This window comes from Streptomyces specialis (assembly GCF_001493375.1).
Taxonomy (GTDB): Bacteria; Actinomycetota; Actinomycetes; order Streptomycetales; family Streptomycetaceae; genus Streptomyces; species Streptomyces specialis.
In genome coordinates this window covers 173,747-197,410 of sequence record NZ_LN929893.1, presented here as the reverse complement: position 1 = coordinate 197,410, position 23,664 = coordinate 173,747, and the positions used below count along the sequence as shown (strand labels likewise).

General features: G+C 73.0%; 18 protein-coding genes and 1 pseudogene. 15 read left to right on the top strand and 4 right to left on the bottom strand.

Annotation, left to right across the window (positions count from 1 at the left end):
• Positions 1 to 70 precede the first annotated feature (70 nt).
• The 4 genes and pseudogenes from secD to BN2279_RS10590 form a co-directional block, all read left to right on the top strand.
• A complete protein-coding gene (gene secD / locus BN2279_RS10605) occupies positions 71 to 1,915 on the top strand; it encodes a protein translocase subunit SecD (protein WP_234347726.1) in 1,845 nt (614 codons plus the stop codon).
• A gap of 1 nt (position 1,916) precedes the next feature.
• Complete coding sequence (gene secF, locus BN2279_RS10600; RefSeq protein ID WP_059008448.1) at positions 1,917 to 3,098, top strand: protein translocase subunit SecF; 1,182 nt, start codon at positions 1,917 to 1,919, stop codon at positions 3,096 to 3,098.
• Complete coding sequence (locus BN2279_RS10595) at positions 3,095 to 3,655, top strand: adenine phosphoribosyltransferase (protein WP_059008447.1); 561 nt, start codon at positions 3,095 to 3,097, stop codon at positions 3,653 to 3,655. Before secF ends, BN2279_RS10595 begins: the two co-directional genes overlap by 4 nt.
• Positions 3,656 to 4,045: 390 nt before the next feature.
• Positions 4,046 to 6,334 (top strand): annotated as a pseudogene (locus BN2279_RS10590) (RelA/SpoT family protein); the annotation flags it as partial.
• 82 nt (positions 6,335 to 6,416) lie between these two features.
• On the opposite strand, the gene BN2279_RS10585 reads toward BN2279_RS10590, so the two are convergent.
• Both BN2279_RS10585 and BN2279_RS10580 read right to left on the bottom strand, forming a co-directional pair.
• Entirely contained in the window at positions 6,417 to 7,646 is a 1,230-nt protein-coding gene (locus BN2279_RS10585) for a DUF349 domain-containing protein (protein WP_059008445.1), read from the bottom strand.
• A 213-nt stretch (positions 7,647 to 7,859) separates the two neighbouring features.
• Entirely contained in the window at positions 7,860 to 8,711 is an 852-nt protein-coding gene (locus tag BN2279_RS10580) for a peptidylprolyl isomerase (RefSeq protein ID WP_059008444.1), read from the bottom strand.
• A 185-nt stretch (positions 8,712 to 8,896) separates the two neighbouring features.
• On the opposite strand from BN2279_RS10580, the gene BN2279_RS10575 reads away from it, so the two are divergent.
• The 4 genes from BN2279_RS10575 (at position 8,897) to BN2279_RS10560 (ending at position 13,054) form a co-directional block, all read left to right on the top strand.
• Positions 8,897 to 9,610 carry an MBL fold metallo-hydrolase gene (locus BN2279_RS10575; RefSeq protein ID WP_059008443.1) on the top strand — a complete coding sequence of 238 codons (714 nt, stop codon included), beginning with the start codon at positions 8,897 to 8,899 and terminating at the stop codon, positions 9,608 to 9,610.
• A gap of 11 nt (positions 9,611 to 9,621) precedes the next feature.
• A complete protein-coding gene (gene hisS / locus BN2279_RS10570; protein WP_059008442.1) occupies positions 9,622 to 10,884 on the top strand; it encodes a histidine--tRNA ligase in 1,263 nt (420 codons plus the stop codon).
• 97 nt (positions 10,885 to 10,981) lie between these two features.
• Positions 10,982 to 11,623 carry a vitamin K epoxide reductase family protein gene (locus BN2279_RS10565; RefSeq protein ID WP_079032056.1) on the top strand — a complete coding sequence of 214 codons (642 nt, stop codon included), beginning with the start codon at positions 10,982 to 10,984 and terminating at the stop codon, positions 11,621 to 11,623.
• A 57-nt stretch (positions 11,624 to 11,680) separates the two neighbouring features.
• On the top strand, positions 11,681 to 13,054 hold the full coding sequence (locus BN2279_RS10560) for a replication-associated recombination protein A (protein WP_059008440.1): 1,374 nt from the start codon (positions 11,681 to 11,683) through the stop codon (positions 13,052 to 13,054).
• A 16-nt stretch (positions 13,055 to 13,070) separates the two neighbouring features.
• On the opposite strand, the gene BN2279_RS10555 is transcribed toward BN2279_RS10560, so the two are convergent.
• Positions 13,071 to 13,937 (bottom strand): DUF2470 domain-containing protein, encoded by an 867-nt coding sequence (locus BN2279_RS10555; RefSeq protein ID WP_107115529.1) that lies wholly within the window; start codon positions 13,935 to 13,937, stop codon positions 13,071 to 13,073.
• Positions 13,938 to 13,992: 55 nt separating this feature from the next.
• Between BN2279_RS10555 and rpsD the strand changes: the two genes are divergently transcribed.
• Positions 13,993 to 14,604 (top strand): 30S ribosomal protein S4, encoded by a 612-nt coding sequence (rpsD, locus tag BN2279_RS10550; RefSeq protein ID WP_059008439.1) that lies wholly within the window; start codon positions 13,993 to 13,995, stop codon positions 14,602 to 14,604.
• Here the strand turns inward: rpsD and BN2279_RS10545 are convergent.
• Entirely contained in the window at positions 14,592 to 16,868 is a 2,277-nt protein-coding gene (locus BN2279_RS10545; protein WP_079032055.1) for an ATP-binding protein, read from the bottom strand. The genes rpsD and BN2279_RS10545 overlap by 13 nt on opposite strands.
• Before the next feature lie 210 nt (positions 16,869 to 17,078).
• On the opposite strand from BN2279_RS10545, the gene BN2279_RS10540 reads away from it, so the two are divergent.
• The 6 genes from BN2279_RS10540 to BN2279_RS10515 all read left to right on the top strand — a co-directional run bounded on the left by BN2279_RS10540 (position 17,079) and on the right by BN2279_RS10515 (position 23,549).
• Positions 17,079 to 17,498, top strand: a complete 420-nt coding sequence (locus tag BN2279_RS10540; RefSeq protein ID WP_059008438.1) for a DUF948 domain-containing protein — start codon at positions 17,079 to 17,081, stop codon at positions 17,496 to 17,498.
• 7 nt (positions 17,499 to 17,505) lie between these two features.
• Complete coding sequence (locus BN2279_RS30540; RefSeq protein WP_234347725.1) at positions 17,506 to 17,880, top strand: DUF6167 family protein; 375 nt, start codon at positions 17,506 to 17,508, stop codon at positions 17,878 to 17,880.
• Complete coding sequence (alaS, locus tag BN2279_RS10530) at positions 17,867 to 20,536, top strand: alanine--tRNA ligase (RefSeq protein WP_059008437.1); 2,670 nt, start codon at positions 17,867 to 17,869, stop codon at positions 20,534 to 20,536. The genes BN2279_RS30540 and alaS overlap by 14 nt, the downstream gene beginning before the upstream one ends.
• Complete coding sequence (gene ruvX, locus BN2279_RS10525; protein ID WP_059008436.1) at positions 20,536 to 21,000, top strand: Holliday junction resolvase RuvX; 465 nt, start codon at positions 20,536 to 20,538, stop codon at positions 20,998 to 21,000. Before alaS ends, ruvX begins: the two co-directional genes overlap by 1 nt.
• Before the next feature lie 81 nt (positions 21,001 to 21,081).
• Positions 21,082 to 22,713, top strand: a complete 1,632-nt coding sequence (mltG, locus tag BN2279_RS10520; protein WP_059008435.1) for an endolytic transglycosylase MltG — start codon at positions 21,082 to 21,084, stop codon at positions 22,711 to 22,713.
• A complete protein-coding gene (locus BN2279_RS10515; RefSeq protein WP_059008434.1) occupies positions 22,713 to 23,549 on the top strand; it encodes a shikimate dehydrogenase in 837 nt (278 codons plus the stop codon). The genes mltG and BN2279_RS10515 overlap by 1 nt, the downstream gene beginning before the upstream one ends.
• Positions 23,550 to 23,664 lie beyond the last annotated feature (115 nt).

The following is a 23,664-nucleotide window of genomic DNA, read 5'->3' as shown; positions in this document are numbered from 1 at the left end:
GTCAGCCAATCCGCGTGAGCCGCGCGGCGATCGTCCGGTCGCGGGCCGCTGGACAGAGAGAGACGAGAAGGTGGCGACACCGAAGAAGGGCCTCAGCAGGTCCTCACAGAAGAAGGGTGTCAGGTCCGGGGGAGCCCAGGGCCGCCCGGGACGGGCGCTCGCGCTGATCCTCCTGGCCATGGCGGCCCTCGTCGGGGGGATGTTCCTTTCCGGCCACACCAAGCCCCGCCTGGGCATCGACCTCGCCGGCGGCACGAGCATCACGCTCGAAGCCGTGGCCGACGAGGGCGAAGAGGACGCGATCAACGCGACGAACCTCAACACCGCGGTCAACATCATCGAGCGCCGCGTCAACGGCCTCGGTGTCTCCGAGGCCGAGGTGCAGACCCAGGGCGACCGGAACATCATCGTCAACATCCCCAAGGGGTCCGACGAACAGCAGGCGAGGGAGCAGGTCGGCACCACCGCCGAGCTGGGCTTCCGGCCGGTGCTCTCGGCCGCCTCGGCCCAGCCGCTCCCCGAGGAGGACACCGGGGAGTCCACGGACGAGCCGACGGACGAACCCACGGACGAACCGAGCGACGAGCCGACCGACGAGGCGAGCGACGAGCCGACCGACGAGCCCACGGACGAGGCGACCGGGGACGGCACGGAGAGCGAGAACCAGGGGCTGCCCGCCCCCGGTGCCGCCACGGGCTCCGCCACCACCGCCTCCCACGCCTCCTACCGGGCCGAGGGCGAGGACGAGGAGGACCCCGCGGAAGGATCCGGTGACGCCGAGAGCGACGCCGCCGCGGAGGCCGCCGCGATCCAGGCCGACCTGGACGCCCTGGACTGCTCGACCGAGGCCGCCCGCCTGGAGGCGGGTCGCGCCGCGGCCCAGGCGAAGGACGAGGAGACCGTGGTCGCCTGCGACGCCGAGGGCGTCGCCAAGTACGCCCTCGGTCCCGTCGCCGTCCCCGGCACCGACGTGACCGGCGCCGACGCGGTCTACGACACGCAGCTCGGCCAGGGCTGGATCGTGCAGATGGAGTTCAGCGACTCCGGCGCCGAAGAGTTCGCGGACGTCACCGAGCAACTGGCCGCCCAGGTGCAGCCGCAGAACCAGTTCGCCATCGTGCTCGACGGCGAGGTCGTCTCCGCCCCCTCGGTCTCCGAGCGGCTCGGCGGCGGGCGTGCCGAGATCTCCGGCAGCTTCACCCAGGAGTCCGCCGAGGACCTGGCCAACATCCTCAAGTACGGCGCGCTGCCGCTGAGCTTCGAAGAGGCCAGCGTCTCCACCGTCTCCGCGACCCTGGGCGGCGAGCAGCTCCGCGCCGGCCTGGTCGCCGGCGGCATCGGCCTCGGCCTGGTCGTGATCTACATGCTGGTCTACTACCGGGGCCTGTCGCTCATCGCGATCGCCAGCCTCATCGTGTCCAGCGTCCTCACCTACACGATCATGTCGCTGCTGGGCCCGACCATCGGCTTCGCGCTGAACCTGCCGGCCGTCTGCGGCGCGATCGTCGCCATCGGCATCACGGCCGACTCGTTCATCGTCTACTTCGAACGCATCCGGGACGAGGTCAGGGACGGACGCACGCTGCGTCCGGCCGTCGAACGGGCCTGGCCGCGGGCCCGGCGCACCATCCTGGTCTCCGACTTCGTGTCCTTCCTGGCCGCCGCCGTGCTCTTCGTGGTGACCGTCGGCAAGGTGCAGGGCTTCGCGTTCACGCTGGGCCTGACCACACTCCTCGACGTGGTGGTCGTCTTCCTGTTCACCAAGCCGCTGATGACCCTGCTGGCCCGCAGGCGGTTCTTCTCCGGCGGGCACCCCTGGTCCGGCCTCGACCCCGAGCGGCTGGGCGCCAAGCCCCTGCTGCGCGGTCGCCGTCCCGCGCCCGTCCCCGTTTCCAGCGACCCGAAGGAGGCCTGAGATGTCGCGGCTCGGAGATCTCGGTGCCCGGCTGTACCGCGGAGAGGTCGGCGTCGACTTCGTCGCCCGTCGGAAGATCTGGTACGCCGTCTCCGTCCTGATCACCATCCTCGCCTTCGCCGGGCTCGCCGTGCGCGGCCTGCACATGGGCGTCGAGTTCGAGGGCGGCGCGGTCTTCACGACCCCGGCGACGGAGATCTCCGTCGAGGAGGCGCGCGAGGTCGCCGAGGAGGTCTCGGGCAGTCAGGCGCTGGTGCAGACGCTCGGCGACGACGGCTCGATGCGTATCCAGGTCAGCGGCCTGGACACCGACCAGTCCAACGCCACCCGCGAGGCGCTGGCCGGGGAGCTGGGCATCCCGACCGAGGACCTCAACGCCGAGGTGATCGGCCCGAGCTGGGGCGACCAGATCGCCGACAAGGCGTGGCGCGGTCTGATCATCTTCCTGGTGCTCGTGGTGATCTACCTGGCCATCGCCTTCGAGTGGCGGATGGCCCTGGCGGCCCTGATCGCGCTGATCCACGACATCACGATCACCGTCGGCGTCTACGCCCTCGTCGGCTTCGAGGTCACGCCCGGCACGGTGATCGGTCTGCTGACGATCCTCGGGTACTCGCTCTACGACACGGTCGTGGTCTTCGACGGCCTGAAGGAACAGACGCGGGACTTCACCAAGCAGACCCGCCACACCTACGCCGAGCTGGCCAACCGCAGCCTCAACGGCACGCTGGTCCGGTCGATCAACACCTCGGTGGTGGCGCTGCTGCCGGTCGGCGCGCTGCTGTTCATCGGCGGCGGTCTGCTGGGCGGCGGCATGCTGAACGACATCGCGCTGTCGCTGTTCGTCGGTCTCACCGCCGGCGCGTACTCGTCGATCATGATCGCCACCCCCCTGGTCTCCGACCTCAAGTCGCGCGAGTCGGCGATCAAGGCCCAGGACCGCAAGGTTCTCGCCCGACGCGCCAAGCGCGACCAGGGCGACCAGGGCGACGGAGCCGATGCCGGTGCCGTCCCGGCCGATGACGAGCCGGTGGCCGAGGGGCCCGACGAGGAGGAGTCCGACGAGCGGGACGCCGCCGCGCCGCTGGCCGCCGCCCGGGGGGCGTCCGGTCCGCGCGCCGCCCGCCGTCAGCCGCCGTCCCGGAGCCGGGGCCGCGGCCGGCCCTCCGGGAAGCGCCGGTGACCGCCGCCGCCCCGGAGCCCGGCGCGCTGGCGGAGCTGCTGCTGAGCCGGATCCGTGACGTCGTGGACTATCCCCGGCCGGGCGTCGTCTTCAAGGACATCACCCCGCTGCTGGCCGACCCGGAGGCGTTCACCGCGCTCACCGACGCGCTGGCCGCGTTCGCCCTGGAGCACGGCGCCACCAAGGTGGCGGGCCTGGAGGCGCGTGGCTTCATCCTCGCGGCCCCCGTCGCCGTCCGGGCCGGGCTGGGCTTCGTCCCGGTCCGCAAGGCGGGCAAGCTCCCGGGCGCGACGCTCTCCCAGGCGTACGAGCTGGAGTACGGCAGCGCCGAGATGGAGATCCACGCCGAGGGCCTGACCGCCGAGGACCGGGTGCTCGTGGTGGACGACGTGCTCGCCACCGGGGGCCCCGCCGAGGCGTCGCTGCGCCTGATCGAGCGCACGGGGGCGCGCGTGGCGGGGCTCGCGGTGCTGATGGAGCTCGAATTTCTCGGGGGGCGCGCGAGGGTGCTCCCCGCGCTGGCCGATGCCCCCTACCAGGCGCTCATCACTGTCTGATTCGTCCCGGACACACATCAGGGCGCCCGCCGTCAAGCGGGCGCCCTGATCCGTGGGCCGATTGAGCGGGAGCGATCCCTCCGGGCTCGTTACCATGGCAGTCCGATCGTTTCCCGGCCGGACTCTCCTCAAGGTCGCACCACGGCCCCGAGGACCGCTCCCCTTCCCGCCCCGCCCATGGACGGGAGAGGGCCCGAGAAGGAGTGCCCTTGCCAGACGACGCCCAGCCGCTCGCCTCAGTCCGAGAGCGTTGAAGGATCTGACGAATGTTATCGTCACCAACGACTGGGTGACAAAGCTATCGGTATCATCTGTATGTGGAGGTGTGCGAGAGCACCCGAGAGCTGCACTATCCTCTTCGTCGGCAGCGTCATATGTGTATAAGAGCCAGCCTCCAACCGTGTGCGGGCCCGGCTCGCCCGGCTCGGCGTCCAGCGCTCCACCCCGTACAACCCGGTCCTGGAACCGCTGCTGCGGGTGGTCCGCGCCAACGACCCCAAGGCCGACACCGCCGCGCTGCGCCAGATCGAGCGGGCCTACCACGTGGCCGAGCGCTGGCACCGGGGGCAGAAGCGCAAGAGCGGCGACCCGTACATCACGCACCCGCTGGCCGTGACCACGATCCTGGCCGAGCTGGGCATGGACGCCTCCACGCTGATGGCCGGGCTGCTGCACGACACGGTCGAGGACACCGAGTACGGCCTGGACAGCCTCCGCCGCGACTTCGGCGACCAGGTCGCCCAGCTCGTGGACGGTGTCACCAAGCTCGACAAGGTGAAGTTCGGCGAGGCGGCCCAGGCCGAGACCGTCCGCAAGATGGTGGTCGCGATGGCCAAGGACCCCCGGGTCCTGGTCATCAAGCTGGCCGACCGCCTCCACAACATGCGGACCATGCGGTTCCTGAAGCGCGAGAAGCAGGAGCAGAAGGCCCGCGAGACGCTGGAGATCTACGCGCCGCTGGCCCACCGGCTCGGTATGAACACCATCAAGTGGGAGCTGGAGGACCTGGCCTTCGCCATCCTCTACCCCAAGATGTACGACGAGATCGTGCGCCTGGTCGCCGAGCGCGCCCCGAAGCGGGACGAGTACCTGGCGACCGTCATCGACGAGGTCCAGTCCGACCTGCGGGGCGCCCGCATCAAGGCGGCGGTCACCGGCCGGCCCAAGCACTACTACAGCGTCTACCAGAAGATGATCGTGCGGGGGCGCGACTTCGCGGAGATCTACGATCTGGTGGGCATCCGCGTCCTGGTCGACACCGTCCGCGACTGCTACGCGGCGCTCGGCACCGTGCACGCCCGGTGGAACCCGGTGCCGGGGCGGTTCAAGGACTACATCGCGATGCCGAAGTTCAACATGTACCAGTCGCTGCACACCACGGTGATAGGGCCGGGCGGCAAGCCCGTCGAGCTTCAGATCCGCACCTTCGACATGCACCGGCGCGCCGAGTTCGGCATCGCGGCGCACTGGAAGTACAAGCAGCAGGCCGTCGCCGGCTCATCCAAGGTGCGCTCGGACGCGCCGAAGAAGGGCGGCGGCAGCACCGTCGACGACATGGCGTGGCTGCGGCAGCTCCTGGACTGGCAGAAGGAGACGGAGGACCCGGGGGAGTTCCTGGAGTCGCTCCGCTTCGACCTCTCCCGCAACGAGGTCTTCGTCTTCACGCCCAAGGGCGACGTGATCGCGCTGCCGGCCGGCGCGACGCCCGTGGACTTCGCGTACGCGGTGCACACGGAGGTCGGCCACCGGACCATAGGAGCCAAGGTCAACGGGCGCCTGGTGCCGTTGGAGTCGACGCTCGACAACGGCGACACCGTGGAGATCTTCACCTCCAAGGCCGAGGGCGCCGGCCCGTCCCGCGACTGGCTCGGCTTCGTGAAGTCGCCGAGGGCCAGGAACAAGATCCGCGGCTGGTTCTCCAAGGAGCGCCGCGACGAGGCCATCGAGCAGGGCAAGGACTTCATCACCCGCGCCGTGCGCAAGCAGAACCTGCCGATCCAGCACGTCCTCAGCGGCGACTCCCTGGTCACGCTGGCGCACGAGATGCGCTACCCGGACATCTCCTCGCTGTACGCCGCGATCGGCGAGGGCCACGTCTCGGCGCAGAGCGTGGTGCAGAAGCTGGTCCAGGCGGTCGGCGGCGAGGAGGCGGCCAACGAGGACATCGCCGAGACCGCGCCGCCGGTCCCGGCGCGCGGGAAGCGGCGGGCGCACTCCGACCCGGGAGTGGTCGTCAAGGGCGTGGACGACGTGTGGGTCAAGGTGGCCCGCTGCTGCACCCCGGTGCCCGGCGATCCGATCATCGGGTTCGTCACCCGGGGCAACGGCGTCTCCGTGCACCGCGCGGACTGTGTGAACGTCGATTCCCTCACCCAGGAGCCCGACCGCATCCTGGAGGTCGAGTGGGCGCCGACCCAGTCGTCGGTCTTCCTGGTCGCCATCCAGGTCGAGGCGCTGGACCGCTCCCGGCTGCTGTCGGACGTCACGCGGGTCCTGTCCGACCAGCACGTCAACATCCTGTCCGCCGCCGTGCAGACGTCCCGGGACCGGGTCGCCACCTCCCGTTTCACCTTCGAGATGGGCGACCCCAAGCATCTGGGCCACGTCCTGAAGGCCGTGCGGGGCGTGGAGGGCGTCTACGACGTCTACCGGGTGACGTCCTCACCGCGCCGGCCCTGAGCCCGCCCGGCCCGTACCGGGCCGTATGACGACGGCGGCGAGGCACCGGGTGCCTCGCCGCCGTCGTCATACGCCGTGCGCGTCAGCCGCCGAACTCCTGGAGTCCCTTCAGCGCCTGGTCGAGCAGCGCCTGCCGCCCGGCCAGCTCCTGCTCCAGCTTCTCGGCCTTCGCCGTGTTGCCCTGGGCCCGCGCCCGCTCCGCCTGCTCGCGCAGCCGGTTCACCGCGTCCTGGAGCTGCCCGGTCAGCCCGGCCGCGCGGGCCCGGGCCTCCGGGTTGGTCCGCCGCCACTCGACCTCCTCGGCCTCCGCGACGGCCCGCTCCACCGCGTGCATCCGGGCCTCGATCGCCGCCCTGGCGTCGCGCGGCACGTGCCCGATGGCTTCCCAGCGCTCACCGATCGACCGCAGCGCCGCCCGGGCCGCCTTGATGTCGGTGATCGGCAGCAGCTTCTCGGCCTCGGCCGCCAGCTCCTCCTTGCGCGCCAGGTTGTCGCGCTGCTCGGCGTCGCGCTCCGCGAACGCCCCGGAACGGGCCTGGAAGAACACGTCCTGCGCCGCCCGGAACCGGGCCCACAGGTCCTCCTCCACGTCCCGGTGCGCGCGCCCGGCCGCCTTCCAGTCCTGCATCAGGTCGCGGTAGCGGGCCGCGGTCGTCACCCAGTCCGTCGAGTCCGCCAGCGCCTCGGCCTCCGCGATCAGCTTCTCCTTGCGGCGCTTGGTCTCGTCGCGCTGCGAGTCCAGGGCGGCGAAGTGCGACTTGCGGCGCTTGGAGAACGCGGAGCGGGCCTGGGAGAAGCGGTGCCACAGCTCGTCGTCGGTCTTCCGGTCCAGCCGGGGCAGGCCCTTCCAGGTGTCGACCAGGGCCCGCAGCCGCTCGCCCGCCGTGCGCCACTGATCGCTGACCGCCAACTGCTCGGCCTCGGCGACCAGCGCGTCCTTGGCGGCCCTGGCCTCCTCGCTCTGCCGGGCGCGCGCCGCCTTTCGCTCCTCGCGGCGGGACTCCACCAGCGCCACCAGCTCGTCGAGACGCCGGGCGAGCGCCGCCAGGTCGCCCACCGCGTTGGCCTCGGCCACCTGCTCGCGCAGATGGCCGATCGCGGTCATCGCGTCCTTGGCCGCCAGATCCGTGGTGCGCACCCGGCGCTCCAGCAGATCGACCTCCACGACCAGACCCTCGTACTTGCGCTCGAAATAGGCGAGCGCCTCCTCGGGGGAGCCCGCCTGCCAGGAGCCGACGGCCTTCTCCCCGTCCGCCGTCCGTACGTACACGGTCCCCGTCTCGTCGACGCGACCCCACGGCTCGCTGCTCACAGCGCCTCCTCGTTCGATGCGCGCGACAGGGCGTGACGCCCCCGGCACCGCACACAGTTCTCGTCCGGGTCCACCGGCTGTTCTCTCCCCGCCTGACCGGCCGCTCTCCCCGCCTGACCGGCGCAGGCGCCCTGCACACCGCCAACATAGGCGACAGGCCGCCCGGCTGTCCGCACCTTGCCGGGCGGAAATTACCGGTGGGGCGGGTGCTTGCTAGTCGTTCACCGGCTCGACCGTGGCCTCGTCGATGACGACCGTGGCGTACGGCGCGGTGGTGCCGGTGGTCGGGTCGGCCGGGGCCGCGCCCGTCGCGGCGATCGTCTCCAGCACGTCCATGCCGCCGGTCACCTTGCCGAACGGCGTGTAGTCCGGCGGCAGCGGGCTGTCCTCGTAGACCAGGAAGAACTGGCTGCCGCCCGTGTCCCGGCCGGTGTCGGCGGACGGGTCGTACTTGTTGGCCATGGCCACCGTGCCCGCCGGGTAGACGCCGCCCTCCAGCTCCGGGGCGTCCAGGTTCTCGTCCGGGATGGTGTATCCGGGGCCGCCCTGTCCGGTGCCCTGGGGGTCGCCGCACTGGAGCACGTAGATGCCCTCGGTCACCAGCCGGTGGCACGGCGAGTGGTCGAAGTAGCCCTCGCCCGCCAGGAACGCGAACGAGTTCACGGTGTGCGGCGCGGCCTCGGTGTCCATCGTGATCTCGATGTCGCCGCAGGTCGTCGCGAGCCGCATCACGTGGTCGACGCCGGTGTCCACCGACATCTCCGGCTCGGCGTCCCACTGCTGGTCCGACGGTTCGCCCGGCGCGGGCTCCTCGCACGGGTCCTCGGGGGCCTCCTCCGGCTCGGGCGAACTGGTCGCCTCCGCGTCGGACGCCTCGTCGTTCGTGTCGTCGTCCCCGGTCAGGACCACGAAGGCGGTGACGCCGCCCGCGATGAGCAGCACCAGGAGGACGGAGAGGACCAGCCGCAGCCGCCGGCCCTTCCGTGCCCGGTCGAACCGGCGCGCCTGCTGCCGTTCCCACTTCGCCCGCGCGAGCTGCCTCCGCCGCTGATCCTTGCTGACCACCGCGCTCTCCCCTTGTCGACTCGTCGTCTCGTGGCGTCACCGTATACGGGTTCGCCCGTGCCGCACCGTCGCCGGTAGGCTGAGGCCGTCTGCCCGGGGCCCTCCCGGGGCCGTGAGGGCCCGGTGACGGGCCCTGTGGCCTGGCATCCCGAGCGTGAACCGCGCCCGACGACCGAAGGACGACCGTGCTGATCGCTGGCTTTCCCGCCGGGGCCTGGGGGACCAACTGCTATCTGGTCGCGCCCGCCGCCGGTGAGGAGTGCGTGATCATCGACCCCGGTCACCGGGCCGCGGACGGGGTGGCCGAGACGATCGCCAAGCACCGGCTGAAGCCGGTCGCGGTCATCGTCACCCACGGCCACATCGACCACGTGGCCTCGGTCGTCCCCGTCTGCGGCGCCCACGACGTGCCCGCCTGGATCCACCCGGCGGACCGTTACATGCTCAGCGACCCCGGCAAGGCGCTGGGCATGCGCATCGGGCAGCCGCTGCTGGGCGAGCTGACGGTGGGCGAGCCGGACGACCTGCGGGAGCTGACCGACGGTGCCGAGCTGTCGCTCGCCGGCCTGTCGTTCTCCGTCGCGCACGCCCCGGGCCATACCAAGGGGTCGGTGACCTTCCGGATGCCCGAACAGTCCGACATCCCGCCGGTGCTGTTCTCGGGCGACCTGCTCTTCGCCGGCTCCATCGGACGCACCGACCTCCCCGGCGGTGACCACGCCGAGATCCTGCGGTCGCTGGCTCGCGTCTGCCTTCCGCTCGATGACTCGACCGTGGTGCTGTCCGGGCACGGCCCGCAGACCACCATCGGCCGCGAGCGCGCCGGCAACCCGTATCTGCGGGAGCTGGCCGCCGGCCGGGGAGCCGCCGACGCGGCGGCCCCGCGACCAGGATTGTGAACTCCTCACCAGTGAGCACCTTTTCCGCCCCCAAGGGCACGTACGACCTGATCCCCCCGGACTCCGCCGCCGTCCTCGCGGTGCGCGAGGCGATCGCCGCCCCGCTGCGCCGCGCCGGCTACGGCTATGTGGAGACGCCCGGCTTCGAGCACGTGGAGCTCTTCTCGCGCGGTGTCGGCGAGTCGACCGACATCGTGACCAAGGAGATGTACACCCTCACCACCAAGGGCGGCACCCGCCTCGCGCTGCGCCCCGAGGGCACCGCGTCCGTGCTGCGCGCCGCCCTCCAGGCGAACCTGCACCGCGCGGGCAACCTGCCGGTGAAGCTGTGGTATTCGGGCACCTACTACCGGTACGAGCGCCCGCAGGCCGGCCGTTACCGGCACTTCTCGCAGGTCGGCGCGGAGGCGATCGGCGCCGAGGACCCCGTTCTCGACGCCGAGTTGATCATCCTCGCGGCCGACGCCTACCGGTCGCTCGGCCTGCGGAACGTGCGGCTGCTGCTCAACTCGCTGGGCGACCGCACCTGCCGGCCGGTGTACCGGGCCGCTCTCCAGGAGTTCCTGCGCGGTCTGGACCTCGACGAGGAGACCCGCGCGCGGATCGGCATCAACCCGCTGCGGGTGCTGGACGACAAGCGCGAGAGCGTGCGGCGTCAGCTCACCGGCGCGCCGGTGATGCGCGATCACCTGTGCGAGGCGTGCAAGGAGTACCACGAGCGGGTCCGGGAGTCGCTGACCGAGGCGGGGGTCGCCTTCGCGGACGACGACCGGCTCGTGCGGGGTCTGGACTACTACACACGGACCACGTTCGAGTTCGTCCACGACGGGCTCGGCGCGCAGTCGGCCGTCGGCGGCGGCGGCCGGTACGACGGGCTGTCCGAGATGATCGGCGGGCCGCCGCTGCCGTCCGTGGGGTGGGCGCTGGGCGTGGACCGCACGGTGCTGGCGCTGCGCGCGGAGGGCGTCGCGCTGGAACTGCCGTCGGCCACCGACGTGTTCGCGGTGCCGCTGGGCGAGGAGGCGCGGCGGGCGCTGTTCGCCGTGGTCACCGGGCTGCGGCGGGCCGGGGTGGCGGCGGACTTCGCGTTCGGCGGCCGGGGCGTCAAGTCCGCGATGAAGTCGGCCCACCGCAGCGGCGCCAGGTTCGCCCTGGTGGCCGGCGAACGGGATCTGGCCGAGGGCGTGGCGCAGGTCAAGGACCTGGTCAGCGGCGAACAGACGCCCGTCCGGCTGGAGTCGGTGGTGGACGAGCTGCGCGGCCGGCTGGCCTGACGCGCGCGGGGGCCGGGTTGACAGTGCCGCTCCGTAGGCGTTGTGTCACTGGGGCACAATGAGGCCCGTAGCCGCGACGACGGAGTGGACAGGCGAGATGGTGACATCGGCGATGGACGTGGAGCGCACCGAGGGACCGGTGCGCGGCGGGGACGGGCGGCCGGGCACCGGCGCGGGGCGGGCGTTCGCGCTGATGCTGGTCATCACGGGCCTGGCCGGGGTGGTGGCCTCGTGGGTCATCGTCCTGGACAAGTTCCACCTGCTGGAGGACCCGGACTTCAGCCCGGCCTGCAGCCTCAACCCCGTCGTCTCCTGCGGCAGCATCATGGAGAGCGACCAGGCCGAGGTGTTCGGCTTCCCCAACCCGATGCTCGGGCTCGTCACCTACGGCATGGTCGTCGCCATCGGCATGGGGCTGCTGGCGGGGGCGCGGTACCGGCGCTGGTTCTGGCTCGGTCTCCAGCTCGGCACCCTCTTCGGGGTGGCGTTCTGCACCTGGCTGCAGTACCAGTCGCTGTACGAGATCAACGCCCTGTGTCTGTGGTGCTGCCTGGCCTGGGTCGCCACCATCGTCATGTTCTGGTACACGACGCTGCACAACGTGCGGAACGGTTTCCTGCCCGCGCCCGCGGGGGTGCGGACCGCGATGGAGGAGTTCCACTGGCTGATCCCCGCGGTGCACATCGCCGTGATCGGCATGCTGATCCTCACCCGCTGGTGGGACTTCTGGACGAGCTGACCCCCACCGGACCCGGGCCGGGCGGGGCTGTCGGTGGCGTGGCTTAGGGTCGGTGGCGTGGAGCCCGATCTGTTCACCGCCGCCGCCGAGGAGCGCGCGGAGAAGGATGCCGGCGCGGCGCCGCCGCTGGCCGTGCGGATGCGCCCGCGCACCCTGGACGAGGTGGTCGGGCAGAAGCGTCTGCTGCTCCCGGGGGCGCCGTTGCGCCGCCTGGCCGGTGAGGGCGGCAAGGGCCCGGCCGGGCCCTCGTCGGTGATCCTGTGGGGCCCGCCGGGCACGGGCAAGACCACGCTGGCGTATGTGGTCAGCCAGGCCACCGAGAAGCGGTTCGTGGAGCTGTCGGCCATCACCGCCGGGGTGAAGGAGGTGCGGGCCGTGATCGACGGCGCGCGCCGCTCCTCCGGGGCGTACGGCAAGGACACCGTCCTGTTCCTGGACGAGATCCACCGCTTCAGCAAGGCGCAGCAGGACTCGCTGCTCCCCGCCGTGGAGAACCGGTGGGTGACCCTGATCGCCGCCACCACGGAGAATCCGCACTTCTCGGTGATCTCCCCGCTGCTGTCGCGGTCCCTGCTGCTGACGCTGGAGCCGCTGACCGAGGAGGACCTGCGCGGTCTGCTGCGCCGGGCGGTGGCGGACGAGCGCGGCCTGGGCGGCGCGGTCTCGCTGACCGGGGACGCCGAGGAGCACCTGCTGCGGATCGCCGGGGGCGACGCGCGGCGGGCGCTGACCGCGCTGGAGGCCGGCGCGGGCGCGGCGCTGGCCAAGGGCGAGGCGGAGATCGGCCTCACCACCCTGGAGGAGGCGGTGGACCGCGCGGCCGTGCGGTACGACCGGGACGGCGACCAGCACTACGACGTGGCCAGCGCGCTGATCAAGTCGATCCGCGGTTCGGACGTGGACGCGGCGCTGCACTACCTGGCGCGGATGATCGAGGCGGGGGAGGACCCCCGGTTCATCGCGCGGCGGCTGATGATCTCCGCCAGCGAGGACATCGGCATGGCCGACCCGACCGCGCTGCCGACGGCGGTGGCGGCGGCGCAGGCGGTGGCGCTCATCGGCTTCCCGGAGGCCGCCATCACCCTCGGGCACGCCACGATCGCCCTGGCCCTCGCCCCCAAGTCGAACGCCGCGGTGGTCGCCATCGGCGAGGCGCGGGCGGACGTCCGGGCGGGGCTGGCCGGTCCGGTGCCCGCCCATCTGCGCGACAGTCACTACCGGGGCGCCGAGCGGCTGGGCCACGGCGCCGGGTATCAGTATCCGCACGACCTGCCCGGCGGCATCGCGGCCCAGCAGTACGCGCCCGACGCGGTGCACGGCAAGCGGTACTACCGGCCCACGCGGCACGGCGCGGAGGCCCGTTACGGGGAGATACTCGAACGGGTGCGGCAGCGCCTGACCGGGGACGGGGAGTCCGGCTCAAGGCCCTGAGCGCGGCGGGCCGGGCTCAGTCCGCCGCCGCGGCCTCGAAGAGCCACCGCAGGGCGTGCCGGAGCCTGCTGATGTCCCCCACGGGCTCGGGGAATTCGAAGCGCGCGTCGAAGCAGGCCGCGCCCGCCCGGAAGCGGACCCGCAGGCCGAACCGGTCGAGCCCGAGCGGGGTGACGGCCTCCCAGGCCGCCGCGCAGCCCGCGCCACGGTCGCCCAGCAGCGTGCACAGCGAGCGGAGTTGGGGCGCGTGCGCGGTGGCCATGTGCTGGAGCAGGTCGGCCTCGTGGCGGGCCAGCGGGTCGGGCTCGGCCTCGGCCAGCTCCTCCGGCTCCACGTGCGCGGCGCCCCACAGATCGTCGGTGTACGCCTCGCCGACCTCCAGGCGCAGCAGCGCCCAGTCGGGTCCGGGGACGGGCCCCCCGGGGCACTGCTCGGCCAGGAGCCGGGCCCCGTCGGCGCGCGCCTCGCCGGTCAGCGGGGTCAGCCAGCCGGCGACCCAGCCACGCCCCCGGATGCGATAGGGCACCGCGACGGGCGCCACGTCCGTGATCTCCATCACGGCGGTCACGTCGTCGTCCTGGGCGTGGGCCACGGCGCGTGCCGCGGGGGAGCGGGACGGCACGAGCAGGAGCACGTCGCCGGCCGGTGTCACGGCGCGCGACTCGGGGACGGTATGGCCCAGTTCCTCCGCCCCTGAGCCCGGAATGGCAAGCGCGGCGGAGGCGTTGGACTCCAGCAGCGTGCGCACGCGCTCGGCCGCCGTCGGCTGCCGGGCGTCGTCGCCGGGGCATGGCCGGCCCCCGTCGCGGTGTTCGCGGTCGTCCTCCCGGACTTCCTGGCTTCGGTGTCCGGCGCGGGGCGCGGGGTTCCCAGGTCGAATCATGCGCACTCCTCAGCTAAGGTAAGGCTCACCTAACTTACACGGAGGTCCGTTCAACGTGAACCAGTCGCGTCCCAAGGTCAAGAAGTCGCGAGCCCTGGGCATCGCGCTGACCCCGAAGGCCGTCAAGTACTTCGAGAAGCGCCCCTACCCGCCCGGCGAGCACGGGCGCGGCCGGAAGCAGAACAGCGACTACAAGGTCCGGCTGCTGGAGAAGCAGCGGCTGCGCGCCCAGTACGACATCAGCGAGCGGCAGATGGTCCGCGCCTACGAGCGCGCCCGCAAGGTCACCGGCAAGACCGGCGAGGCGCTCATCATCGAGCTGGAGCGGCGCCTCGACGCCCTTGTCCTGCGCTCGGGCCTGGCCCGCACCATCTACCAGGCCCGCCAGATGGTCGTCCACGGCCACATCGCCGTCAACGACCGCAAGGTCGACAAGCCGTCCTACCGCGTCCGCCCCGACGACATCGTCTCCGTCCGCGAACGCAGCCGCGCCAAGCACCCGTTCCTCGTCGCCCGCGAGGGCGGCTACGCGGGCGCGGGCGAGACCCCGCGCTACCTCCAGGTCAATCTGGAGAGCCTCGCGTTCCGCCTCGACCGCGACCCCAACCGCGCCGAGATCCCGGTGATCTGCGACGAGCAGCTCGTCGTGGAGTTCTACGCCCGCTGACCGCCGGCCGACCGCTCCTGCTCCCCGCCCTCGGCGCGGGGAGCGGGCGGCAGGGCCGGCCGGGCCGGCTCCGGCCGCGCCGTCAGCTCCCTGGCCCCGCCCGGCGTTTCCGGCTGCTCCCCGGCGCCCCGGTTCCGGCGCCGCAGCGCGCGGGCCACGGCCCGCGCCGTGCTCAGCCGTTCGCCCTCCTGGACGCACTCGCGGAACCGGGCCGCGCCCAGCCGCCGCACCAGGTGCTGCTGACAGGCGACATGCGGCGCGTTGAACGCCTTGGAGCCGAAGAGCTGCATCCCCACCGAGTCCCACAGCTTGCCCGCCGCGCCCTGGAGCACCGCCGCCTCCGCCGGGTCGCCCTCGGTGGCCGTGATCCCGGCCAGCAGCTCCAGCGCCAGCACCGTGCCCACCAGATCGCGGAAGGTGTGGTTCACCGGCAGGGACTCCTCCAGCAGGGCCCGCGCGGTGCCGGTGTCGCCCCTGCTCCACGCCGCGAAGGCCAGCACGTACAGCGCGTAGGTCCGCGCCCACCGCTCGCCGTGCTCGTCCGCCACTTCCCTGGCCTCCTCGCACAGCGCCACCGCCCCGGGCAGGTCGCCCTGGAAGGCGATGGCCATGGCGAGCTGCGCCTGGCACATCAGCACGTCGCTGTTCAGCTCGCCGGCCTCGTCGAACCGTTCCAGCGCGGCCCGCAGCAGCCGTTCGGCCCGCTGCGTCTCGTCCTGGATCAGCGCCAGACAGCCGGTGCGGTGCAGGCTGTACGCGGCGGCCCGGGCGTTGCCGGTGCGCTCCGCGCCCTCCTGGCACTCGTGCAGCGCCCGCACCGCCGCCTCCGGCTCGCCCTGGAGCACCGCGACATAGCCGACGACCCACAGCGCCTTCAGCCGGGTCTCCGCGTGCTCGGTGCGTAGCTGGAGTGCCCGGTCCAGCCAGACCCGGCCCTCGCTCAGCCGTCCGCAGCCGATCCAGCAGAACGCCATCGTCGCGGCCAGGTAGAGCGCGAGCCGGGCGTCCTCCCCGTCGCTCAGGGCGAAGTCGAGCGCGGCCCGCAGATTGGTCATCTCGTCGTCCACGCGCAGCGCGACCTGCTCCTGCCGCGGGCTGAACCACTCCAGCTCGCACCACGTCACCAGCCCGGTGAACCAGTCCCGGTGCCTTCGCCGCAGCCGGTCGGTGTCCCCGGTCGCCGCCAGCCAGTCCGCGCCGTACGCGCGCAACGTGTCGAGCATCCGGTAACGCACCCCGGACAGCGCGTCCTCCCGGCTCACCACCGACTGCGCGACCAGTTCGGTGAGCACGTCGAGCACCTCCTCGGCCGGCAGGTCGGGGCCCGAGCAGACGTACTCCGCCGCCTCCAGGTCGAAGTGCCCGGCGAAGACCGACAGCCGGGCCCACAGCAGCCGTTGCGCGGGCGTGCACAGCTCGTGGCTCCAGCCGATCGCCGTGCGCAGCGTCTGGTGGTGCGGCGGCGCGCCCCGGCTGCCGCCGACCAGCAGCCGGAACCGGTCGTCCAGCCGGGCGAGCGTCTGCTCCAGGGAGAGCGTGCGCAGCCGGCCCGCCGCCAGCTCCAGCGCCAGCGGGATGCCGTCGAGCCGGTGGCACAGGTCGTCCACCAGCTTGTGGTTCCGCTCGTCCAGCGTGAACTCCGGCAGCACGGCGGCGGCCCGTTCGGCGAACAGCCAGGCGGCCTCGCTCAGCGGCGCCAGCGTGCCGGCCTCGTCCGAGCCGGGGGCCGGTGCCTCCAGCGGGGCCAGCGGGTAGAGCCGTTCGCCCGCCACGCCGAGGGGGCACCGGCCGGTGGCCAGGATGCGCAACCCGGGAGCCTGCCGCAGGAGTTCGTGCACGAGCGCGGCGCACTGCTCGACCAGGTGCTCGAAGCCGTCCAGCACCAGCAGCAGCCGCCGCTCGGCCAGCCGCTCGGTGAGCACCACGCGCGGCGGGCGGCCGGTGTGGTCGGTGACCCCCAGGGCCTCCACCACGGCGTGCTCCAGCAGTTCCGGATCGCGGACGGCGGCCAGCTCCACCAGCCAGACGCCGTCACAGAAGCGTTCCCGCGCCTCGCGGGCGGCCCGGACGGCGCAGCGCGACTTCCCGACGCCCCCGACCCCGGTCACCGTGACCAACCGGGACGTCGTCAACTCCCGCATCAGCGCGGCCACTTCGGTGTGCCGACCGATGAACCTGGTGAGCTCCGCGGGGAGGTTGCCCGCCGGGCGTTCGAGCCTGGTCGTCTCCCGAGCCGGAGGCTCGGAATCCTGAAAGCCTCGCATGAGACACGCAGAGTACTCGGGGGTATGCAGAACGTACAATTGTGGGCCGCCGCCCTTGGCACGGACGCCGGAATGCGGTACGAGCGCGGGCGCCGGGCGCGATAGGGTCGGGATCTGCCGCCGCACGCGGATCGGGCCGCCAGCCCAGGCGAGCGGCGGCCGACCCGAAAGCTGTCCAGAAACAACCCGTCCGAGGGAAGCGGTGCGTACGTGTCCGGTGGAGAAGTGGCCGGCCTGCTGGTGGCCGTCTTCTGGGCGATCCTCGTCTCGTTCCTCGCGGTGGCCCTCGTCAGGCTCGCCCAGACGCTCAGGGCGGCGACCAGGCTGCTCGACGGCGTGACCGAGCAGGCCGTTCCGCTGCTCGGCGAGGCGTCGCAGACCGTCCGCTCCGCCCAGACGCAGCTCGACCGGGTCGAGGCCATCGCCGTCGACGTGCAGGACGTCGCCGCCAACGCCTCGGCGCTCTCCGCCACCGTCGCGTCCACCTTCGGCGGGCCGCTGGTGAAGGTCGCCGCGTTCGGCTACGGCGTCCGCCGGGCGCTGCGCCGCCGCGGCGCCCCGCCGGCCGAGCCCGTCGTCGTGACCCGGCGGGTGCCCGCCGCCCGGCGCCGCCGGTCGGGAAAGGACTGATCCCCCCATGATCCGCCGAGCGTTCTGGTTCACGACCGGCGCCGCCGCCGGCGTCTGGGCCACCACCAAGGTCCAGCGCACCCTGCGCCGCCTCACGCCCGAGAGCCTCGCCGCCCGGGCGGCCGACCGCGCCGTCGAGGCCGGCCACCGGGCCCGGCAGTTCGCCCTCGACGTCAGGGCCGGGATGGCCCAGCGGGAGGACGAGCTCAACGACGCCCTGGGCCTCGGCCCCGAGGATCCCGGCGCCGCCGGCCGGATGCTGCCGCCGCCCGTCCGCCGGGTCCCGCTCGGCCGGGCCACCGACATCACCGCGGCCCCCGGACAGCGGGTCGCCCCCGAGTACGGGAACACGGAAAAGAGGACCACTGATGGAGTCGGCTGAAATCCGCCGCCGCTGGCTGAGCTTCTTCGAGAAGCGGGGGCACACCGTCGTGCCGTCGGCGTCGCTGATCGCGGACGACCCGACGCTGCTGCTGGTCCCCGCGGGCATGGTGCCGTTCAAGCCGTACTTCCTCGGCGAGGCCACCCCGCCCCACCCGCGCGCGGTCAGCGTGCAGAAGTGCGTGCGCACGCCGGACATCGAGGAGGTCGGCAAGACCACCCGGCACGGCACGTTCTTCCAGATGTGCGGCAACTTCTCCTTCGGGGACTACTTCAAGGAAGGGGCCATCCGCTACGCCTGGGAGCTGCTGACCACCCCGGTGGCCGACGGCGGTTACGGCCTGGACCCCGAGCGGCTGTGGATCACCGTCTACGAGCGGGACGACGAGGCCGAGCGCATCTGGCGCGACGTCATCGGCGTCCCCGCCGAGCGGATCCAGCGCCTGGGCATGGGACCCAACTTCTGGTCCATGGGCGTCCCCGGGCCCTGCGGCCCCTGTTCCGAGATCAACTACGACCGCGGCCCCGAGTTCGGCCCCGAGGGCGGCCCCGCCGTCAACGACGAGCGGTACGTGGAGATCTGGAACCTGGTCTTCATGCAGTACGAGCGCGGCCCCGGCGAGGGCAAGGACGACTTCCCGATCCTGGGGGACCTGCCCGCCAAGAACATCGACACGGGCCTCGGTCTGGAGCGCCTGGCGATGATCCTCCAGGGCGTGCGCAACATGTACGAGACCGACACCCTGCGCGTCGTCATCGACAAGGCGGGCGAGCTGACCGGCGTGGCCTACGGCGCGGGCGCCGAGTCCGACGTCTCGCTGCGCGTCGTCGCCGACCACATGCGCACCTCCGTGATGCTCATCGGAGACGGCGTCACCCCCGGCAACGAGGGCCGCGGGTACGTGCTGCGCCGCATCATGCGCCGCGCCATCCGCAACATGCGCATCCTCGGCGCCACCGGGACCGTCGTCGGCGAGCTGGTGGACGTGGTCCTCGGCGCCATGGGGCAGCAGTACCCGGAGCTGCTCACCGAGCGCAAGCGCATCGAGACGGTCGCGGAGGCCGAGGAGGCCGCGTTCCTGAAGACCCTCAAGGCCGGCACCAACATCTTCGACACCGCCGTCACCGAGACCCGCACCGCGGGCGGCACCGTCCTGCCCGGCGACAAGGCGTTCCTGCTCCACGACACCTGGGGCTTCCCGATCGACCTGACCCTGGAGATGGCCGCCGAGCAGGGCCTGTCGGTGGACGAGGCGGGCTTCCGGCGCCTGATGAAGGAGCAGCGGGACCGCGCCAAGGCCGACGCCCGGGCCAAGAAGCAGGGCCACGCCGACCTGTCGGCCTACCGCGAGGTCGCGGACGCGGCCGGCGTTTCCGAGTTCATCGGCTACACCAGGACCGACGGCGAGGCCACCGTCGTCGGGCTGCTGGTCGACGGCGTCTCCGCCCCCGCCGCCCAGGAGGGCGACGAGGTGGAAGTCGTGCTCGACCGCACCCCGTTCTACGCCGAGGGCGGCGGCCAGCTCGCCGACACCGGCCGGCTGCGCCTGGAGTCCGGCGCCGTGGTCGAGGTCCGCGACGTCCAGCAGCCGGTGCCCGGCGTCATCGTCCACAAGGGTGAGGTCCTGGTCGGCGAGGTGACGGTCGGGGCGGGCACGCACTGCCGGATCGACATCCAGCGCCGCCGCGCCATCGCCCGCGCCCACAGCGCCACCCACCTCACCCACCAGGCGCTGCGCGACGCGCTCGGCCCGACCGCCGCGCAGGCCGGTTCGGAGAACTCGCCGGGCCGCTTCCGCTTCGACTTCGGCTCCCCGGCCGCCGTGCCCGGCACCGTCCTCGCCGACGTCGAGCAGAAGATCAACGAGGTGCTGTCCCGCGAACTCGACGTCACCGCCGAGGTGATGTCGATGGACGAGGCCAGGAAGCAGGGCGCCATCGCCGAGTTCGGCGAGAAGTACGGCGACCGGGTCCGCGTCGTCACCATCGGGGACTACTCCAAGGAGCTGTGCGGCGGCACCCATGTGCACAACACCGCCCAGCTCGGCCTGGTCAAGCTGCTCGGGGAGTCCTCCATCGGCTCCGGCGTGCGCCGCGTCGAGGCCCTCGTCGGCGTGGACGCGTACCGCTTCCTCGCCCGCGAGCACACGGTCGTCGCCCAGCTCACCGAGCTGCTCAAGGGCCGCCCGGAGGAGCTGCCCGAGCGGATCTCCGGGATGCTGGGCCGGCTGAAGGACGCGGAGAAGGAGATCGAGCGGTTCCGCGCCGAGAAGGTCCTGGCCGCCGCCGGCGGTCTGGCGGCGGGCGCCCGCGACATCGGCGGGGTGGCCCGGGCGGCCGGGCGGGTCCCGGACGGCACCACCGCCGACGACCTGCGCAAGCTCGTGCTGGACGTGCGCGGCCGGATCCCCGGCGAACGGCCCGCCGTCGTCGCCCTGTTCACCGTGGTGAGCGGCCGTCCGCTGACCGTCGTCGCCACCAACGAGGCCGCCCGCGGACGCGGGCTCGCCGCCGGTGACCTGGTGCGCACCGCCGCCAAGGCCCTCGGCGGCGGCGGGGGCGGCAAGCCCGACGTGGCGCAGGGCGGCGGCCAGAACCCGGCCGCCATCGACGAGGCCCTCGCCGCCATCGAGCGCCAGGTCGCGGGCGCCGCCTGATGCGCCGCGGCAGGCGGCTCGGCGTCGACGGCGGGGAGGCCAGGATCGGGGTCGCCGGCAGCGACCCCGACGGGCTGCTCGCCACCCCGGTGGAGACGGTGCCCGGGCGGGACGTGCCCGCCGCGCAGCGGCGGCTGGCCGAACTGGTCGCCGAGTACGAGCCGATCGAGGTCGTGGTCGGGCTCCCGCGCTCCCTCAACGGGGGCGAGGGCCCGGCCGCGACGCGGGTGCGGGCCTTCGCCGAGCAGACCGCCCGCCGGATCGCGCCGGTCCCCGTCCGGCTGGTGGACGAGCGGCTGAGCACGGTCACCGCCACCCGGGGGATGCGGGCGTCGGGCGTCAAGGAGAAGAAGGGCCGGGCCCGGATCGACCAGGCCGCCGCCGTCGTCATCCTGCAGAGCGCGCTGGACACGGAACGGAGCGCGGGCCGCCCGCCGGGGCAGTGCGTCGAAGTGGTTGTCTGATCGCGGTGCGGTAACGTTCGCGCGGAAGGGCGACCGCGGGGCCGGGGGGAGCGGTCGCCGCCTTGCGGCACAAGGGGATCGATGACTGACTATGGCCGGGGTCCCGGCTCCGAACCGTGGCACCCCGAGGACCCCCTCTACGGGGACCAGGGGTGGACCGGCGGTTACGACGGCGCGGTCTCCCCGCAGGGACAGCAGAACTCCTGGGACCAGTACGGCGGGCAGCAGGAGCAGCAGCCCTGGGACCCGCACCAGCAGCCGCACCAGCCGTACTACCCCGACCAGTACCCGCAGCAGCAGGGCGGCTGGGACCCCGGCACCGGCCAGTACTACGGCACCGACCCCTACGGCCGGCAGCATCAGCCCCAGCAGCAGGCCGAGCCGTACCCCACCGGACAGCAGTACCAGGACCCCTACGCGCCGACGCACGACCACCAGGGCTACGCGCCCCCGCCGGAGCGGGAACATCCCGGTGCCGCAGCGCCGCATCACGAGCCGCACCACGAGCCGCCGCCCGTGTCGGGGAACGACCGGGAGACCGAGTGGGACCCGGAGCCGCGGCCCGACCCGGCGACCCCCGACTTCTTCGGCCGCGACGGGGACGACGACCCCCGCCCGAGGGACGAGGCGCCCCGGCGGTCCGGCCGGCGCGGCGACCGGCCCAAACGGCGGCGCGGCGGCTACGGCTGCCTGGCCGCCGCGATCCTGGTGGTGGGCGGCGTCGGCGGTGTCGGCTGGTACGGATACCAGTTCTACCAGGACCGTTTCGGCCCGGCGCCCGACTACGCGGGCGAGGGCACCGGCGAGGTCCAGATCGAGATCCCGTCCGGCTCCTCGGTCTCCCAGATCGGCAACATCCTCAAGGAGGAGGGCGTGGTCGCCAGCCACGACGCCTTCGTGGAGGCCGCCGGTGCCGACGGGCCCCGTATCCAGGCGGGTGTCTACGTCCTCCGTGAACAGATGTCCGCCGAGGCGGCCGTCGAGCTGCTCCTCGACCCGTCCGCCGTCAGCGCGCTCACCATCCCCGAGGGGCTGCGCGCCACCCAGGTCTACGCCACCGTCGACACCTACCTCGGCCTGGCGGAGGGCACCACCGAGGAGGTCGCCGGGACCGCCGACCTCGGCCTGCCGGACTGGGCCGAGGGCGACCCGGAGGGCTTCCTCTTCCCCACCCGCTACGACATCGCCTCGGACACCGCGCCCGAGGAGGTGCTCCGGCAGATGGTGGACCGCGCCGAGGCGGAGTTCGAGGAGATCGGCCTGGCGGAGGAGGCCGCGCGGCTGGACCGGTCCCCCCGCGAGATCCTCGTCATCGCCTCCCTGATCCAGGCCGAGGCGCAGGCGGACGACGAGTTCGGCAAGGTGTCCCGGGTCATCTACAACCGGCTGGACATCGACATGATGCTCCAGTTCGACTCGACCATCAATTACGCGATGGGTCGCTCCACACTGGACACCTCCATCGCGGACACCCAGCTCGAATCGCCGTACAACACCTACCAGGAGTACGGCCTGCCGCCGGGTCCGATCGACAACCCCGGACACCAGGCCATCGAGGCCGCGCTGAACCCGACCGACGGCGACTGGCTCTACTTCGTCACCGTCCGGCCCGGCGACACCCGTTTCACCGCCGACCCCGACGAACACGACCGGAACGTCGCCGACTTCAACGAGGCCCAGGCCCAGGCCCGGGAGGAAGAAGGGGACGGCTGATGACCGCCGCGCCGAACGCCCGCCGGGCCGCCGTCCTCGGCTCGCCCATCGCCCACTCCCTCTCCCCGGCGCTGCACCGCGCCGCGTACCGGGCGATGGGCCTGACCGGCTGGACCTACGGCCGGTTCGAGGTGGACGAGGAGGAACTGCCCGGCTTCGTCGCCGGACTCGGCCCGAACTGGGCGGGCCTGTCGCTCACCATGCCGCTCAAGCGCGCGATCATCCCGCTGCTCGACGGGCTCAGCACGACGGCCGCCTCCGTCGAGGCCGTCAACACCGTGGTCCGCGCGCCCGACGGCCGCCTCCTCGGCGACAACACCGACATCCCCGGCCTGGTGGAGGCCCTCCGCGAGCACGGCGTGACCCGGGTGCCCGCCGCCGCCGTCCTCGGCGCCGGGGCCACCGCCTCCTCGGCGCTGGCCGCCCTCGCCCAGATCTGCGACGGCGAGGTCACCGCCTACGTCCGGAGCCCCGGGCGCGCGGCCGAGATGCGCGGCTGGGGCGAACGGCTCGGCGTCGCCGTCAGGACCGAGGACTGGTCGCTGGCCCACCGCGCGCTGGACGCGCCGCTGGTCGTCGCGACCACCCCGGCGGGCGCCGCCGACGAGCTGGCCGCGGCCGTGCCCGGCGCGCCCGGCACCCTCTTCGACGTGCTGTACGACCCCTGGCCCACGCCCCTCGCGGCGGCCTGGACCCGGCGCGGCGGCGAGGTCATCGGGGGCCTGGACCTCCTGGTCCACCAGGCGGTCCTCCAGGTCGAGGCGATGACGGGCCTGGCGCCCGCTCCGCTGAAGGAGATGCGCGAAGCGGGCCTCGCGGCCCTGGCCGCCCGCTGAACCGCGCGACGCCGTCCCGGCGTCGGCCGGCGCCCGGTGTCTCGCAGGTCAGACGGCCGGGGGAAGCCCGCCACGGGCATGGCAGGATCGGGGATGACACCGCACGGCGACGACA

Excerpts from the sequence above, each read along its gene's own strand:
- secF (WP_059008448.1), top strand. The coding sequence starts at position 1,917 with ATGTCGCGGCTCGGAGATCTCGGTGCCCGGCTGTACCGCGGAGAGGTC.
- BN2279_RS10565 (WP_079032056.1), top strand. The coding sequence starts at position 10,982 with ATGGTGACATCGGCGATGGACGTGGAGCGCACCGAGGGACCGGTGCGC.
- BN2279_RS10555 (WP_107115529.1), bottom strand. The coding sequence starts at position 13,937 with ATGATTCGACCTGGGAACCCCGCGCCCCGCGCCGGACACCGAAGCCAG.
- BN2279_RS10545 (WP_079032055.1), bottom strand. The coding sequence starts at position 16,868 with ATGCGAGGCTTTCAGGATTCCGAGCCTCCGGCTCGGGAGACGACCAGG.
- BN2279_RS30540 (WP_234347725.1), top strand. The coding sequence starts at position 17,506 with ATGATCCGCCGAGCGTTCTGGTTCACGACCGGCGCCGCCGCCGGCGTC.
- alaS (WP_059008437.1), top strand. The coding sequence starts at position 17,867 with ATGGAGTCGGCTGAAATCCGCCGCCGCTGGCTGAGCTTCTTCGAGAAG.
- ruvX (WP_059008436.1), top strand. The coding sequence starts at position 20,536 with ATGCGCCGCGGCAGGCGGCTCGGCGTCGACGGCGGGGAGGCCAGGATC.
- mltG (WP_059008435.1), top strand. The coding sequence starts at position 21,082 with ATGACTGACTATGGCCGGGGTCCCGGCTCCGAACCGTGGCACCCCGAG.
- BN2279_RS10515 (WP_059008434.1), top strand. The coding sequence starts at position 22,713 with ATGACCGCCGCGCCGAACGCCCGCCGGGCCGCCGTCCTCGGCTCGCCC.